General features: G+C 58.4%; 13 protein-coding genes and 2 pseudogenes. 6 read left to right on the top strand and 9 right to left on the bottom strand.

Features of this window, described 5'->3' with window-relative positions; all coding sequences use genetic code 11:
* Both ABE488_RS17385 and ABE488_RS17380 read left to right on the top strand, forming a co-directional pair.
* Positions 1-454: pseudogene (locus ABE488_RS17385) on the top strand (integrase); the annotation flags it as partial.
* A 236-nt stretch (positions 455-690) separates the two neighbouring features.
* Positions 691-1,197 (top strand): hypothetical protein, encoded by a 507-nt coding sequence (locus ABE488_RS17380; protein WP_346445786.1) that lies wholly within the window; start codon positions 691-693, stop codon positions 1,195-1,197.
* Here ABE488_RS17380 and ABE488_RS17375 read toward each other — a convergent pair.
* The 3 genes from ABE488_RS17375 to ABE488_RS17365 form a co-directional block, all read right to left on the bottom strand.
* Positions 1,187-1,423 (bottom strand): hypothetical protein, encoded by a 237-nt coding sequence (locus tag ABE488_RS17375; RefSeq protein ID WP_346445788.1) that lies wholly within the window; start codon positions 1,421-1,423, stop codon positions 1,187-1,189. The genes ABE488_RS17380 and ABE488_RS17375 overlap by 11 nt on opposite strands.
* Positions 1,424-1,551: 128 nt before the next feature.
* Positions 1,552-1,863, bottom strand: coding sequence for a hypothetical protein (locus ABE488_RS17370; protein WP_346445790.1), 312 nt, complete (start codon positions 1,861-1,863; stop codon positions 1,552-1,554).
* A gap of 385 nt (positions 1,864-2,248) precedes the next feature.
* Positions 2,249-3,010, bottom strand: a complete 762-nt coding sequence (locus tag ABE488_RS17365; RefSeq protein WP_346445793.1) for a hypothetical protein — start codon at positions 3,008-3,010, stop codon at positions 2,249-2,251.
* Between the two features lie 111 nt (positions 3,011-3,121).
* Between ABE488_RS17365 and ABE488_RS17360 the strand changes: the two genes are divergently transcribed.
* The 3 genes from ABE488_RS17360 to ABE488_RS17350 all read left to right on the top strand — a co-directional run bounded on the left by ABE488_RS17360 (position 3,122) and on the right by ABE488_RS17350 (position 5,064).
* The gene (locus ABE488_RS17360; protein ID WP_346445794.1) at positions 3,122-3,469 is read left to right on the top strand and encodes a helix-turn-helix transcriptional regulator; all 348 of its coding nucleotides are present in this window, start codon (positions 3,122-3,124) and stop codon (positions 3,467-3,469) included.
* A gap of 93 nt (positions 3,470-3,562) precedes the next feature.
* Positions 3,563-4,147: a hypothetical protein gene (locus tag ABE488_RS17355; protein ID WP_346445795.1), complete on the top strand. Its 585-nt coding sequence runs from the start codon at positions 3,563-3,565 to the stop codon at positions 4,145-4,147.
* A complete protein-coding gene (locus tag ABE488_RS17350) occupies positions 4,144-5,064 on the top strand; it encodes a DUF4868 domain-containing protein (protein ID WP_346445797.1) in 921 nt (306 codons plus the stop codon). The genes ABE488_RS17355 and ABE488_RS17350 overlap by 4 nt, the downstream gene beginning before the upstream one ends.
* Before the next feature lie 226 nt (positions 5,065-5,290).
* On the opposite strand, the gene ABE488_RS17345 is transcribed toward ABE488_RS17350, so the two are convergent.
* The 6 genes and pseudogenes from ABE488_RS17345 to ABE488_RS17320 form a co-directional block, all read right to left on the bottom strand.
* Positions 5,291-5,653 carry a type II toxin-antitoxin system RnlB family antitoxin gene (locus tag ABE488_RS17345; protein ID WP_346445799.1) on the bottom strand — a complete coding sequence of 121 codons (363 nt, stop codon included), beginning with the start codon at positions 5,651-5,653 and terminating at the stop codon, positions 5,291-5,293.
* Positions 5,650-6,714, bottom strand: a complete 1,065-nt coding sequence (locus ABE488_RS17340; protein WP_346449654.1) for an RNase LS family HEPN domain-containing protein — start codon at positions 6,712-6,714, stop codon at positions 5,650-5,652. The genes ABE488_RS17345 and ABE488_RS17340 overlap by 4 nt, the downstream gene beginning before the upstream one ends.
* A gap of 116 nt (positions 6,715-6,830) precedes the next feature.
* A pseudogene (locus ABE488_RS17335) lies at positions 6,831-8,222 on the bottom strand (site-specific integrase).
* Positions 8,223-8,539: 317 nt separating this feature from the next.
* Positions 8,540-9,655: a hypothetical protein gene (locus tag ABE488_RS17330; protein ID WP_346445802.1), complete on the bottom strand. Its 1,116-nt coding sequence runs from the start codon at positions 9,653-9,655 to the stop codon at positions 8,540-8,542.
* 119 nt (positions 9,656-9,774) lie between these two features.
* The gene (locus ABE488_RS17325) at positions 9,775-11,601 is read right to left on the bottom strand and encodes an ATP-binding protein (protein ID WP_346445804.1); all 1,827 of its coding nucleotides are present in this window, start codon (positions 11,599-11,601) and stop codon (positions 9,775-9,777) included.
* A gap of 93 nt (positions 11,602-11,694) precedes the next feature.
* Positions 11,695-11,958, bottom strand: a complete 264-nt coding sequence (locus ABE488_RS17320; RefSeq protein WP_346445805.1) for a hypothetical protein — start codon at positions 11,956-11,958, stop codon at positions 11,695-11,697.
* Positions 11,959-12,218: 260 nt separating this feature from the next.
* On the opposite strand from ABE488_RS17320, the gene ABE488_RS17315 reads away from it, so the two are divergent.
* The gene (locus ABE488_RS17315; RefSeq protein ID WP_346445806.1) at positions 12,219-13,784 is read left to right on the top strand and encodes a MobA/MobL family protein; all 1,566 of its coding nucleotides are present in this window, start codon (positions 12,219-12,221) and stop codon (positions 13,782-13,784) included.
* Positions 13,785-13,976 lie beyond the last annotated feature (192 nt).

Genomic DNA, 13,976 nt, shown 5'->3' with positions numbered 1-13,976 from the left:
GGTGCCGATTCATCCCGAGCTGCTCGAGCTAGGGTTCCTACCCTGGGTCGATGGTCGGCGCGGAGCGGGCCATCAGCGTCTGTTTCCTGCGGCGAAAGCGGACGCCAAGAACGGGCAGGGGAACTGGATTTCTAAAGCCTTCTCGCGCCACCTCTCTGAGGTAGGCAAGGAGTGGGCGCCGGCCAAGCGCGGCTTCCACTCCCTCCGCAAAACCCTGATTCAAGAGCTACAAGGCGCCGGCGTCGTGTCGGAGCTTCGCGCGCAACTCGTGGGGCATGAGCTAGACGATGAGCACCACGCGACTTACAGCCGACACTTCTCCGCGAAGGAGAAGCTAGACGGACTAGGGCCGCATTCGCCTGGTCTGAGATCTTTGAAACACGGATTACGTCTTCAAGCTCTTCGCAATGCGGAGCAGGGCGCAGTTGTGCGGACTCAGGCGGCTAAGCGATGAAAGTCAGCAACGTGCGCTAAGGGCAAACCGGCGATCGCGCAGACACCCTGGGAAGCTGGAGGATTCCGCCGCGCGCCGTGCTGGAGCTCAGCTTTGTTTTGAGCGATGCGGCTACGCTATCGGCCAATGCCGCTTGGAGTGTAGGGAAGTGCTAATGTTGCACTGCCCTCCATTGCAGCGAGTGAGCGACAAGCGAGATTAATATCGAAACTTAAAATCGCACGGTGGAGGTGCTTATGAATAGTGATCGCAGCAAATTTTTGGTTGTCGAATTCAAGAAGCTTGGGCCCGAAGGAGTGGCAACGCACGATCAATACCTGTCGCGCTACTGGGTCTGCAGCGCGCAAATTCCAATGGGATTTGAAGCCGCGAGTTACGCTTTAGACGTAGCGATTAACCAATGCGGGTCTCGCCTATCCAAGAATGAGTCTGAAGTTAATCAATCCTGGAGCGCTCCATTGCCTGAGCAGCTTTGGGAGACGCTTGAATCTTGTGGCATGATTTCTGGGCTAGCGGGTATCGCTGTTCTAGAGGTGGTCTTGCACACCAAAAACGGACCAGTATTTTTGACTCGTCCCCGCCGCTTCCTAGTAGTCCAGCGGGGCATGACAAACGCTATTTATTCATGCGACAACGTTATAGAGGCTTTTTCTGTCGCGGAAGATCTAAACCAAGGTAAAGCGGTCCCGCGCCAAAATGTTGATTCGATCTCTAGGCCAAAAACCCGCCAACTTAAAAAATAAACTCGGTTCCGTCTGTCCTAACCACACGCTTCATGTCTTCGGGAGTCGGCCAGCCTTTCAATATGTTTGCAACCCAACCGGGATGCTGCTGTGGAAGGGGCGCGATGGCTGCATGCCGTGCTTCGGCAGCTACCAAAGCTGCATCGGCTTCTACTAATGCTTCTCGTAATGAAAGTCGGCACAGCGCCGACAGCAAAGCTTGGGTCCAGAACTCGTTGCTATTCATAACGGATATCACCCGATAAAAAACTGTGATACCAGCACTTGCGCATCTGTCAAGGGCATGTTGCTCCAGCTGTTCCGCTTACGGGAATCAGGCACCGCTCATGTGAGCGGTGCCGAAGCGCATTCTTGTCAGCTAACGCCGCCCAAGAGCACGAGGACGATTGTTGGCAGCAGCACGAGAGCTCCCACCAGGCCCATCACGCCGGCGGCGGCGACCAGCCACACCTGGCCCCACCCGAATCCCGGGTCGCGCCGCTGAGCGTGCCCCGCTTCGGCGGGAAAAAGCCGTTCCGCCCGTCGACGCAGAAGGCGGGACAGCACGGGGCCGACGACCAGGCCGAAGGGACCCAACATCAAGACCGACACGCAGAAGCACCATGTGAAGCGCGTGGTCGGGGTCATGACCCGCTTCGTTGAAACGGGGTGGGTCACATAAGACATGCTGAGTCTCCGAGGGTTAGGGCGAGGCGGTATGGGCAGTCCACCCGCCAGAGGCGTTGCTGAAGCGGACAGCGCCTCCGAGAGGCAGCCGCTGCTCTGTGCCGGCCACAAGCAACACCACGTTTCCTGAGACGTCGCAGCGGAAGCCGTCCCCGCTCGGGTCTTCCGCGCATCCGGTGAGGAGGAAGTTGTCATAGCCCCGGACCATGCCGGGCTGGCCAGTGGCCTGCTCGTATTGGCGCGTCAGCGCTCGCTGGGCATCACTGGAAGAGGGTGGTCCCCCGCCGCTGCACGCGGACAGCGCAAAGGTCAGAGCAAAGGCGAGCAGGGAAGTGCGGCGGTAGGGCATGGTTCGTCCTTAATCAGTCGAGGATTGGCGAGGGGGTCACTTGTCGCGATTTCCGTCGGCATCGAAACCGGCGATCCACATCCGCGTATCGCGGAACGGTGTGAGGAGGCCGCCCGGGCCAGGGTTGAGGTCTTCTGCGCGGAGGAAGCCGGATACCCAAGCAGCGCTCAAGGCAACTTTGCGGGCCTGCAAGGCCACGTCACCGCGGCTCACGCGCACGTTGAACGGCTCACGGGGCGGATTCGGGCCCGTGGTGCGCTGGTCGCCCGTGTTTGGCTTGTTGAGTCGGACTCGCAGGCCGACCATGAGATCGGTCGTGGCCTTGATGCGCGCGGCATGGTTGAGCTCGGCGGTCTCGCCCAGATCATCGGTGATGGTCAGCGGGGCATCCGCGCAGGCTTGGAACGTCTCCGTGGTCGACGCGGTGGCGTTGGTCCAGATGCGCGCCTCCACGGTCCAGCACTGGAGGCTTGAACCCCATTCCTTGAACGTCAGCGCGACCCGAGGCCATTCCAGTCGACCGAGCTGGGCTTGCTGATGATCCTCGGCCTTGAACAGGCCATTGATGCGGCCGGCTCCGGTCAGAGGGTTGTAAAGCGCGACGCTCCCAGCAGCGCTCGAGGTGCTCCCTGTTGCGTTTGCCGGCAGTCCGACTGCTTGGCGTCCAGCGTCATGGAGACTTTTTCCCAGCTGTCGAAAGAAGCCAGGCTTCTGTTCCGCGTCTTGAGCGATGGCGGGTGAGGTGGTGAGTGCCAAGAACAAGAGCGCGACCGGCGCTCCTTGCGTTGCGTGCTTCATGCAAGACCCCTGTAAGCCGCCGAACCAGCGACGTTTGCCATATTGGCAAATGCAGTCCAGACTTGGAAGCGTCAGACTGCGGGTTGAGTTAGCTTCCGTTCGATCTGCCAGATGCCCGCCTTGTTGCCCACCGCATCAACCCTAGGAAGGCGCCTTCGAGAGGCACGCCAGGCGCGGGGCATGACGCAAGCGGCGTTGGGCGCAGCGCTTGGCGTTGAGGAAGAGAACTCGGCCGCTCCCAGGATTTCGCGATACGAGCGCGGGGATCGGATGCCAGATGAAAGCACCATGGAAGCGTTGGCGGAGGCGTTGGGGCTCCCTGTGGCTTACTTTCATGCCACATCGGACCTGCTTGCAGAGATCATCTTGCTGATGTCCCGGCTGCCAGAAGAGCAGCAACGGGAGCTTCTCGAACGAGCACGAAGGTTAGCCAAGCGAGCAGAGAAGGGGGCGCCGTAGACGGCGCAAGCCATGACGCGATCGGCAGATACGTCGCGACGGGTGAGATCAGCCCAAAGTAGATTGGAACGGTGAGGAAAGGAGAAGCCCACCATGCAGTTCCGTTTGTGGTCTGGAGCAGCCCTTTTCCTGGGCTCCTACCTGCCACTTGCCCTGATCCTGCTCGTCCAGGATGTCCGCGAAAAGCACTGGGGCGCGCCAGTGTGCGGATGGCGGGGCAACTTCGATTGCACCCTAGTGGTGTTCGAGCACCCGTGGCTCGCCATCGGCAGTGTGCTGCTGACTGCGGCGGCTCTTTACCTGACGCTCGTTTCGATGAAAGCGGTCCGCCTCAAGCAGAGAGTGCGGGTGCTTGAGGTCAAGTCCATTCCGAACGACCTGATCGGCTATCTCTTTCCCTACGTCGTGTCGTTCATGGGCATGAGCTATGGACAGCCCAAGCAGATCGCAGGCTTCCTCGTGTTCTGGGTTGTGCTCTTTGCAATAACCTACCGGTCGGGCCAAATCCTCATGAACCCGCTGTTGATCGTCTTGGGCTGGCGGCTCTACGACGTGAAGATGAGCATTGGTCAGAAGGAGGAGGTCAGGAGCGCCAGGGTGCTGAAGAAGGGCAAGCTTCTTCCTGGGCCCCAGCGCGCAGAAGAAGTTCAGGACGTATTTCTTATGGGGGATCCATGACGGAACAGGCACTTCAGAACCTCAAGAATTTCGATCTCGAGGGAGCTGACGTATTCCTCTGGGTGTTCCGGCGAACAAGCACGGCTGCGAAGTATTCGGCCAGCCACGTGCGGACCGACGAGACCCTTGATGAAGCGTTGCGCGGATTCGCACTCACGGAGCGTGATCGCATCACTGAGTGGGTTCCCTATAGCCATCTTTCACAGGCGACAGAGAACGGGTGTTTGTCTGTCGATGCAATGGAGACCAACTTCGAAGCCCTCAAGGCACTTGCTGAGCGCCCCGAGATGGAACATGCCGTCAATAGCCTCGCGAAGCTCAAGGGCTCCACGGGCTACTTGGTGAAATTCGTTGCGGATGGTTCGACGCTCTACGCCATGCGCAGGTCGCCTTCGACTTGGAAGCCGGCTTACAAGAAGAAGGGTGTGATCAACACCGTCTTCAGAGACGGTGAGCTAACCGCTGTAGAGGATGTCGATTTCACGATTGAGCCTGGCTTCGATCTGTTCGCGCTGGACGATGCTCTCTTGGTCGGCAACAAGCGTGGCTTCGAGTCCATGATGCAATACAGGGCTGGCTATGTTCAGGCATTCGGTGAGCTCCAAGAGGCGCCAGAGTTCGTCGCGATCTTTACCGACATGGCACCGCTTGTAGAGCATGTTGGGCAGAACGGAACCCATCTTCGCCGGATGGCCGTCATCCAAGAAAAGGGCTTCTACAACAATCCAGCCTACTTGGGCGCGTTGAAGACTGTATGCGACAAATATCAATGGGGCATCGGTTTCGACGCTGCCGGCCGCATCATCCCGACAGCGGAAACGGCGGCCGTCATCATGAAGCTTCTGCTCGACCAACGCTTGGTGAGCGAGATCACGCAGATCATGTATGACGTTCCAGATGGCACCCCTGTGGCCTAAATACTGGATTTTCTGCCGAGCGCAAGTTGCTTCACTCGCTTTTCCTTGCCACTTTCGACCATATGGCTGAAATGGCAATTGTTGATGTCACTCATGACGCCTGAGCAGCAGGCTACGCTTCTATGGGAGGCGAGAAGACAGCACATCTCGCTGGCCCGCAAGAAAAACGTGAAACGAGAAGCGGGACTTGATGCGACTAGGTGTTCCGTCCCGCGCATCAGGAGTATCAGAGGGGAATGCCTTTACGAGCGGCGAACTGCATGGCGGGCGTCAGCAGGGTTAGATCGAATTCCGAAAAATGTTCTTGTAGGTAGCTTGCCGCTGCCTCTCTAACCTCTCTTTCTGGATCCACCGGCTTTAGATCAAGTGCTGGCGGGAACTTATCTCCATCGAAGCTTGTTGAGAAAAACCGACGAGAACGCGAACCGTTTGACGCCAGAAGATCAAAGACGACAGCACCTTGAACGTGTAGGTGACGCAGCTCCTCGCCAATCTCGTTGATATGTCGGTATGGAAGCTCAGCTCCCGTCGCCATGATGACGACTGCAAACTTCGAGCGGACTGAATTAATGAGCGCAAAGCTTTTCATGTGCTTATCCTCGCCCCAGCTATCGTTCGGTAGTCTGCCTCAATCGCGTCGAGGACTGTGTCAACGATCGTCACCGCCTCTTCGCGGGTGTCCAAGATCCGTGTCGTATTGAGGACACCGTCCATATGGAAAAGCCGATGCCGATGAGTGAGCCACAACTTGTAGCACCTCACCAAAGCAGCTTGAACTTCGGTTGAAGCGGTTCCGTGATAGGTCGAAACCATGCGCCATTGCGTGCCCACCTGGTGAAAGAAATCACCAAGTTTTTCGAGTTTATTTGGGTCAACGCCAACTTCCTCGGCAAGCACCTGAAAGCAAAAACCCTCCAAGCTTCGAAGCGCTGGAAACGCGATTGCCGCGTAATCTTCCAGAGCAATGCTTACCTTGGTGAGAGCTAACGCCGAAGAAAGCTCAATTCGGACAACATCGTGCAGATAGTCGTGGGCATGGGGTATGCGAGCTTCCAGGTCGTGTCTGATTTGGTCAACCGAGATGGGGACCTCATAGACGGCTTTCTGGTGCGCCAACACCTGATCGAGTGGAAATAAAGTCTGGATCAGATCAAGGCTCCAGCCTGCCACTTGTCCGTGGATGCCTTGCAGCTGAAGCGTCCCGTTATTGAATATTTTTAGGGTGAGTGCATCGTTCAGAGGCCCTTTGAGCCGGACAATTCGATACTCTGCGCGCTGCTCATCGGATACTTTTCTGACACCCCTCTCTTCCAAAAACTCTAAAAGCTGCTCGCTATCTGCAGGCGGAAACCTAGGCACGGAAATGTTGACAGGCGCGGTGCTTCCGAAACCGCACGTTTCTCGAATCTGGGCGGCGATCAGATCGTGAGTGGCTCGGTCGTAACCAGTTGCATACCCGATGGTGCACTTCCCATCTCCGCCCACGAAGATTTTGATAAGGAATGCGGTTCCATTGAATGACCCGGTGTGCTGGACGAGCTTGCCCTCATTGAGATCCTCGTGCTGCAAGCCGGTGGCACCAAATGCCTCCAAAGTGGCCGATACCTTGGTGTAGTCCAGCGGGATGTTCTTGTAGGGGTTCGGGGGCATGGTCGAGCAACAATCCGTGTCTTGTAACACTCCAGTATACCGAACAATGAGAATGCGCAAGTGGCTACCCAAGTAGTAGCTACGTTGCAGCGTTTGGGTCGGGGTCGGGGTCGGGGTCAGGGATAGAACTTGCTGGGGTCCTTCAGCTGCTGGCGGAACTGCCCCCGCTTGTAGACCGGTAGCTCCACTGCCGGCCGATACTGTTCCAGTGCTCTGATCTGCTTCGCACGAGCGAGCGCCGGCTTCTTGTGGAAGTAGGCCTCATGCAGGACAGGCACCTTCTTGCTGACGGAGTGCCCGGTCACCATGGCGATGTCCTCTTCCTGAACTCCCAGGTGATGGAGCTCGGTGGCGAGGGTATGGCGGAAGGCGTGGAAGCCGACTCCCTTGGGCACGCCCAGCGTCTTCAAGTAGCTGCCGAACTGACTCACCGCCGCTTGGCTGTAGCGCGCATTGGTCTCGCCCGTTGTGCGGTTGATGCCAGCTGACAGGTGCGGGAAAAGCCGTGGGTGACCGCAGGCCTTGATGTCGTCGAGGAAATCGAGAAAGCCGGCGTCCAAGAGGGGCTGTGCGATGGGCAGCGTGCGAACCGCGGACTTGCCCTTTAGGCTCTGGCGGCTGCGCCCCCTTGTCTTGTGCGCCAAGTCAGGGTCCACAGTCTTCTGGATCCGGATGCACCATACCCCGCCTTCCTGTGCGATGTCGGCGACCTTCAGCTGGCACACCTCGTTGATTCGGGCGCCCGTGTAGAGCCCGATCAGGGGCACCCACCATCGATGGGGATATTTGCTGGCCCACGGGATGAAGGTTTCGGGTGCGAAGATGCGCTGAAGGTCCGCCTCGTCGAAGAGGCGTTCGGCCCTGTTTGGATCAATGACCAAGTCCTTTTTGACGTCCGCGAACGCTTCGATCGGTGAGCCTGGAATCGCCTTCTTCTTTACCAGTTGGTTGAAGAAGGCCGATAAGAGGCTTCGGTGCTTGGCGAAGGTGCTTTCCGCTGGTGGCGCGACCTGCTGCTTCTGCCCCAGGTCAATCACAACCTCCGGAGTCATCCGATCAAACCCTGGGAAGGTGGTAACCCCGCTGGGTGCCCACCGCAGCACGTCCCAGAGCAGATAGATGTGCTTGTAGTCGATGCGGTGGACGGGGATGTCGCCGCAGGCGAACTGAAGCCATCCTAAGGTGCGACCACAATCGCCAATCGTGCCGGAGGCGAGCCCTCGGCGATCCATGTCCTTGAGTTAGTCGTCGATCTCGACCGACAACAGGCGGGCAGGGTGGGCCACTGGGAGCGGTTCGGGATAGCGTGTGCCGTCCTTTGAGCTCCGCATGCGCTTTGTCTTGTCGCACGCCGCGTTGAGGATCTCCTGGAAGTGGATGGCCGCTTCCCGGCCCGCCACCGACACCTCGTCTATGCTGATGCGGCCAATGCGGAGGCCTTTCATCTGCATCGCGCCAAAGGGGTTGGCAATGTAGTTTTGGATCTCGTCTTCCGGGTTGTGTGCCATGTCTCTACTTCCATCGTTCCGATGGAAGCAACTTCAATCAGCTACGAAATTCGTCAACCCACAATCGGCATTTTTCTTCGCCGCCCGCAGTCACCTTAGGCATTGGGATTCGGCGGGAACGAATGGAAGAGCCTGACGCGGAAATTCTTGAGCTATCTGGACTTTAAATCATTGCAAATCAAGGACGTAGCGAGCGACTAGGTTTCAGCTCTCGGAGTCATTGCCATACTGTTTAAGAAAATAGGCTAACAAGCGGTTCAAATAAAAATGAACCTTAAATAAACGGGTATGGCGGCGGTTAGCTTATTTCGCATTTCTCAATGTGGCGAAAACGCAAGCAAACGTATTTCATGCCTCAATTGTTCAATCCGCCGATGAACGACTAAACCACTTGGCCGAATTTTCTTAACCTCATGCGCCATGGCAATTGCCGATAACACCCCGTGATCAAAGAACGGGTTAAGGCCAATGATATTGCCGGCCGCTCGATCGACTGGATCGCCGCTGGTTCGAATTCTGACATAAGCTTCAATCGCCCGGTCCATGCCGCCGTTGTTGCTAAAGAGAAGCAGTGCAGAGAAGGCAGATACTAGACTGTAAAGAGGCTTGCGCTCGTCATAAAGGAATTTTGAAGGCCACTTGACGGAGCGCTCTTGTCCAACGATGAAGTGCGTCAATTCTCTTACTTGGCTGTATTCCTGTTCAGTTGAAGAGGGGTCGAAGATGAGTGCGTCCTCACTTCGCTTTATGCGCGTGGTGATGAGGCTTTGGTTTTGGCGCAAGAAGTGGAAGACGTGGCGCTTACGATTGATAATTTCATAAATGTCTTTGTTTTCGTCGATAAACTTCTGGTTTCCGAACTCGTTTGGATTGAAGTCCGGAAGCCTCGCCATGGCAGGCGTGAATCTCGGCGAGAGCAAAGGGTAGTCATTCGGTAGTCTGAAGAGTTCAGAAAGGAAGTCTTGGTCTATCGCGGACCTATAGGAGTGCTTTCTCCTGACATCAAGAAACCATTGACGCATTTTGCGCATGGTTTCTTGGCTAAAAATGCCTAGTTCGATCCCCTTGGATACCCGATCCCCAACAATCCTCGCCAGCGCCGATTGGGTCGAGTTGAACCTAACAAGGTGGTCATCCAGAGACGATTTGGTGCTATCGGCCTCGAACTCGCAAAGCTCTAGATGCTCCGGGAAGCGAAAATGGGATTGGCTAGTGAGGCGCTGTGGATTTGACTTGGAACGACCGGCCACCACGACAGCCGGACTTCCAAGGCCGCACCCAGGGCAAACAACATCACCAGCGATGAACTCCCTATTCGCTTGCGATATGTGAGTGGGATCCGCCTTAGTCGAGCTCTCGGGATTCAACCACGCTAGTAACTGCACTACATCGTATTCACCCTTCAAGGTCTTTGAGTAGGCAGAGATCGGCATCGGTCCAACACTCCATAGACAGGCGCTTAGGTGCGTAGCGAATTAAATTGTCGTATCGCGGTGAAAACCTTCCACCATCAATTCCACTCTGATGTCACTGGTCTCTCAATACTCGGATTTTACGACAGCATTCTCCCCAGTCTCTGAAGCCATCCACGCACCTCACCCTCTGGGTCGCGTTGGTCGAGCATGGCCGCGGTCATGAGCGGGAACGCGTGTTCGGCCAGCTTGGCTTTGGCTTTTTTGTCGCGGAGCGGCTCACCGTGGCCACGGTGCGCTGCAAAGGCTTCCCCGAAGACCTTGGGCGTGGCCTTGCCGTCCACGGGCTGGTCCGTGACTTCGATCCTAACGCCGAACGCATGAAAAACGGCATCGGTGTGGAGGTAGCTCTCGATTTCGTGCTTGCGCGTCACAACGGCCCAAGAACCGTCATTCCTCGCGTTGACTTCCGCTGCGCGGTCCACATAAGCCGCGACATCGCCGTCATAGATGTGGACTTCCGGCTTGTTCAACGCGCGCAGGTAGTGCTCGTTGACCCAGTGTTCCAAGGTGCCTCCCCCCAGGACGATGAACGCCACGCGCTCGTCCGAGGCCAGGCAAGGGAACACCGGGTCAGCGAGATGCAGGGCTCGGGACAGGCCCCGCATAGCCAAGACGTCGGTCGGCCCTTCGACGCACAAGAGGACTTGAACACGACTGTCGGGCGTGACACCCAACGCTTCAGCGACAGACCCGAAAACGTCGACACCTGCTTGGACCTGAGGTTTGGCGGTTGCCGACTCGCGACAGACATAGCGGATGCTGCTTTGAGGCAGCGATGAGGCAAAGCCCGGACTGTGCGTGGTGAGCAACACCTGGCAACCTGGGTCCTCTGACAACGACTTGAAAGATTCGATCAAGATGCGCTGGTAATTGGGGTGCTGCGCGGTTTCGGGTTCCTCGATTGCGTAGATGATGCTGCGCTTGGCGCTAGTCCTAAGGCGTCGCTCTGCCTCTGCTTTGAAGAAGCTGACCAAGACGAGGCGCCGCACACCGCTGCCACGCTTGTTCAATGGGATCCCGTCGTCAGTGTTGAGGCCAAGCGAGAAGAGCGATTGCCACTTGGCAGGCGTCGGCGGGTTGAATTCAGGCGTCAGTTCGCGGGCCAAATTGGGATCGATGGTGGCCAAGGCGGCGTGCGTGACTCGGGCGATTTCTTCGGCCTTCTCGCGCACCTTTGCTTGAATGTTAGCGATGTCGTCTTGCACTTCGGCGATGGCAGCCGCGACGGCTGCCTTCATAGGACTTTGCACCTCGTCGTCAGAGTCTCGGCTGCTTCGGTCGCTTTGGAACAGCGCGAACATCGGCAAGTGGGGTTCGATCTGATCCCAGATGCGCTTGGCATCTTCCTTCGCCTTTCCCACGGGGATGGCGACCTCCTGCAGTTGGAGGTCGTCGACCGCGCTCCAAAGGGCGCGGCGCATCCCGGGATTGCCCTTCAACGAAACGGTCAGCCCCTTAGCCTTGACGCGTTTCTGAAGCTCCGATTCCTTCAACTCCAGCAAGTCACCGTAGTCGGGCGCGGTGGGGTGCTGGGCAATGACGTGGATTTCGGCTGACGGCTTTTGCTTGGAGCAATCGAAACGCTTGCGGATCTTCAAGCGCCCATCGGCGGCGAGCAAGTATTCGTCGGCCAAGGTGGTTTCCGCCCCAGCATCGAGGGTCAGCGCGGGTGGCATGCTTGAGAACTCGCAAGTGATGGCCACTTGTTTGTCCTCGGTGTGGACGTTGGCGTCCCCAGGCTCCATGGCAACCACGCCGGAATTGAAGAAGATTTCCAATGCCTCAAGGATCGTGGACTTGCCGATGTCGTTTCGGCCCACGAACGTGGTCAGATCGTCCAGTTCGACACGGATCTCATCCGCGTAACAGCGGAAGTTCTGGATGCTGATTGCTTCCAAGCGCATGTCGTTGCCCCCTTGGCATCTTCTCGCGGCCCCCAAGCCGCCCTCCCCGAGAATAGTGGACCGAGGGGCGTCGTTGCTCAAGCCTCCAAAGCGTCAGTGGGCGCGTGTCTCAGTGTCGCATCTGCCGGCCATGTGCTTCGCGAGTAGTGCTGTGAGTTCCACATCAGGAAGTGCGTCAGCTCCAGTCTGAAAAACGATCTCGGCCACCTCTGCTTTGCGGCGTAGCTCATCTCGCTTTGCCTGTTTCTTCGCTTGAGCGTCGCGGCGCTGATCGGCCAACAACTCTTTGGCTTGAAGCTGCGCCAGCTGCTGCGTGGCACGCTGGATGCGTTCGTGGTAGTGGCTTTTTTCACTCATGCCGGGATCTCCGTTTGCGTTGCTTCGAGTGAAACAAAGAAATGGGACTCGTCAAGTTCGCTGCGATTAGAAATTTCGGGAGCGGCCGAAATCAAGAAAGGCTGAAAAGCAAGCCCAAAGCGAATCGCGCAAGAGCGCACTTAGGCATTCCTACGGAATGCGTGCGCACGGGGCTGGCGCCCCTTGAACCCCAAGCGCTGCGCGCTTGCGCAAATCAAAAGCCAGGGCATAAAGGACAGAGCACAACCACGAGCTCTTCCATGGCGATCTACCACGCGCGCGTCAAAACTTTTAGCCGAGCCAAAGGGCATTCGTCCCTCGCAGCCGCAGCCTATCGGGCTGGCCTTCTGATCCTCGACGAGATCACGGGCACTCGTCACGACTACCGGCGCCGAGGCGGCGTGGTCGAGACGCGCTGCGTCGTGCCAGACGACGCGCCCGAGTGGGCTCTGACCCCCACCGAATTGTGGCCGGCTGCGGAGCGCGCTGAGCGTCGCAAAGACGCGACAGTGGCGCGGGAGTTCGAGGTTGCCTTGCCGCACGAGCTAACCGATGAGCAGCGTTCGGACCTGGCCGGCGAGATCACACGGGCATTGGTCGAGCGCTACCGCTTCGCGGCTCAAGTCTCGATTCATTCGCCAGATGCCAAAGACGGGTTGAACTGGCATGCGCATGTGCTGGCGACGACGCGCAGGATCTCTTCGGATGGCTTGGCCGAAAAAACGCGAGAGCTAGACGGCGGACCTGCTGGCAGGGCAGAAATCGAGTGGGTTCGAGAAATGGTGGCCCGAGTCACCAACGCACACCTCGCTGCTGCCGAGGTCGATGCGACCGTGGACCATCGCAGCCTGGATGCCCAAGCGCAGGCCGCCTTGGACCGCGGCGACCTTGGCGCAGCGCTGGCTCTGACGCGTCAGCCTACGAAGCACATTGGGAAGAACGCATCCGCGCTCTCTCGCCGCGGAATGGATTCCGACCGAGCCGATGTCACCGCCGGCATCGAGCGGGAGAACGCTGAGCAGTTCGAAGCGCTGCTACAGCAAGCCGTTGCCCAGGGACGGGCTATCCCATCATCTGAGGGGCATGGCGAGGAACAGGCCAAGCGTGATCGGCAACGTGGGCGGCCCGCGGCCGTGGTCGACTTGTCCCAAGACCATGGGGGAGGGCAGCTGCGTGGAGTGCGTGGCCTGCGGCTTACAGGCGTTGGGTCCTACGCGCTGCCGCCTCGCAGCGAGGGACCGGATGCCGAGGTGCTGTTCGGAGAGGCGATGGGGCTTTGGTTGGACGATGCATTGGCTGGCGTGTTGGATCGCCTTAGGGCCACCCGGCAATTGCTGGAAGACCACGCATCGCGCCTGGCGACCCATGCCGGCGCCAAGGGGCTGCGTCCTGACCTTCGAGAACTGGTGAAGCGCTTGAAGGCTGTTCGGCGATGGGCGGTCGAATGGCGTCGTCGCTTGGGCGTGGAAAGCCGCGCACTGGCAAACCTTGGGCGCGCAGAGCGGGCGTTGGAGGAATTCTCCGAGCACCACCCCACGCCCGGAGAGTGGTCACCCAAGGAGTGGGCAACGCGCCGCGGGAGGCGGTTCGCAGCGCTGGAGCAGCGTCTGAACGCGTTGAAGCGTGCGAGGGAGGCGATATCGCCCGAGGCGGAAGCCGACTGCCATGATCGGCTGGAGAGCGCCATCATCGATGCAGAAGCCTGGAGCCAAGATCTCGTCCAGCGATACTCGGTTGCTGAAGACAAGATGGCGCCCGCGTTCGGACCCATCAAACTTCTTGAGCTCAAAACACCGTCGTCATCGAAGGCGCCCCGACTGCACTAAAAAGGCGCCCTGGTGGGCGCCTTTGGTTTGCCGTCGAGCGGAGCATGCTCAATGCAGCGTCGGGCCCCTCGGCGAAGAGCCTGACGTGCCGGGTGCGGGTGAAGTGGGCTTGCGTCGGTTCGCGCGCCACTCTGCAAGGGGCGGCGGATCGCGAAACACGATCTGGCTTTTCGTTTTGACAGTCGGAGGGCT

Source organism: Luteimonas sp. TWI662, assembly GCF_039673825.1.
Classification (GTDB): domain Bacteria; phylum Pseudomonadota; class Gammaproteobacteria; order Xanthomonadales; family Xanthomonadaceae; genus Luteimonas.
This window is presented reverse-complemented; position numbering and strand designations above follow the sequence as displayed.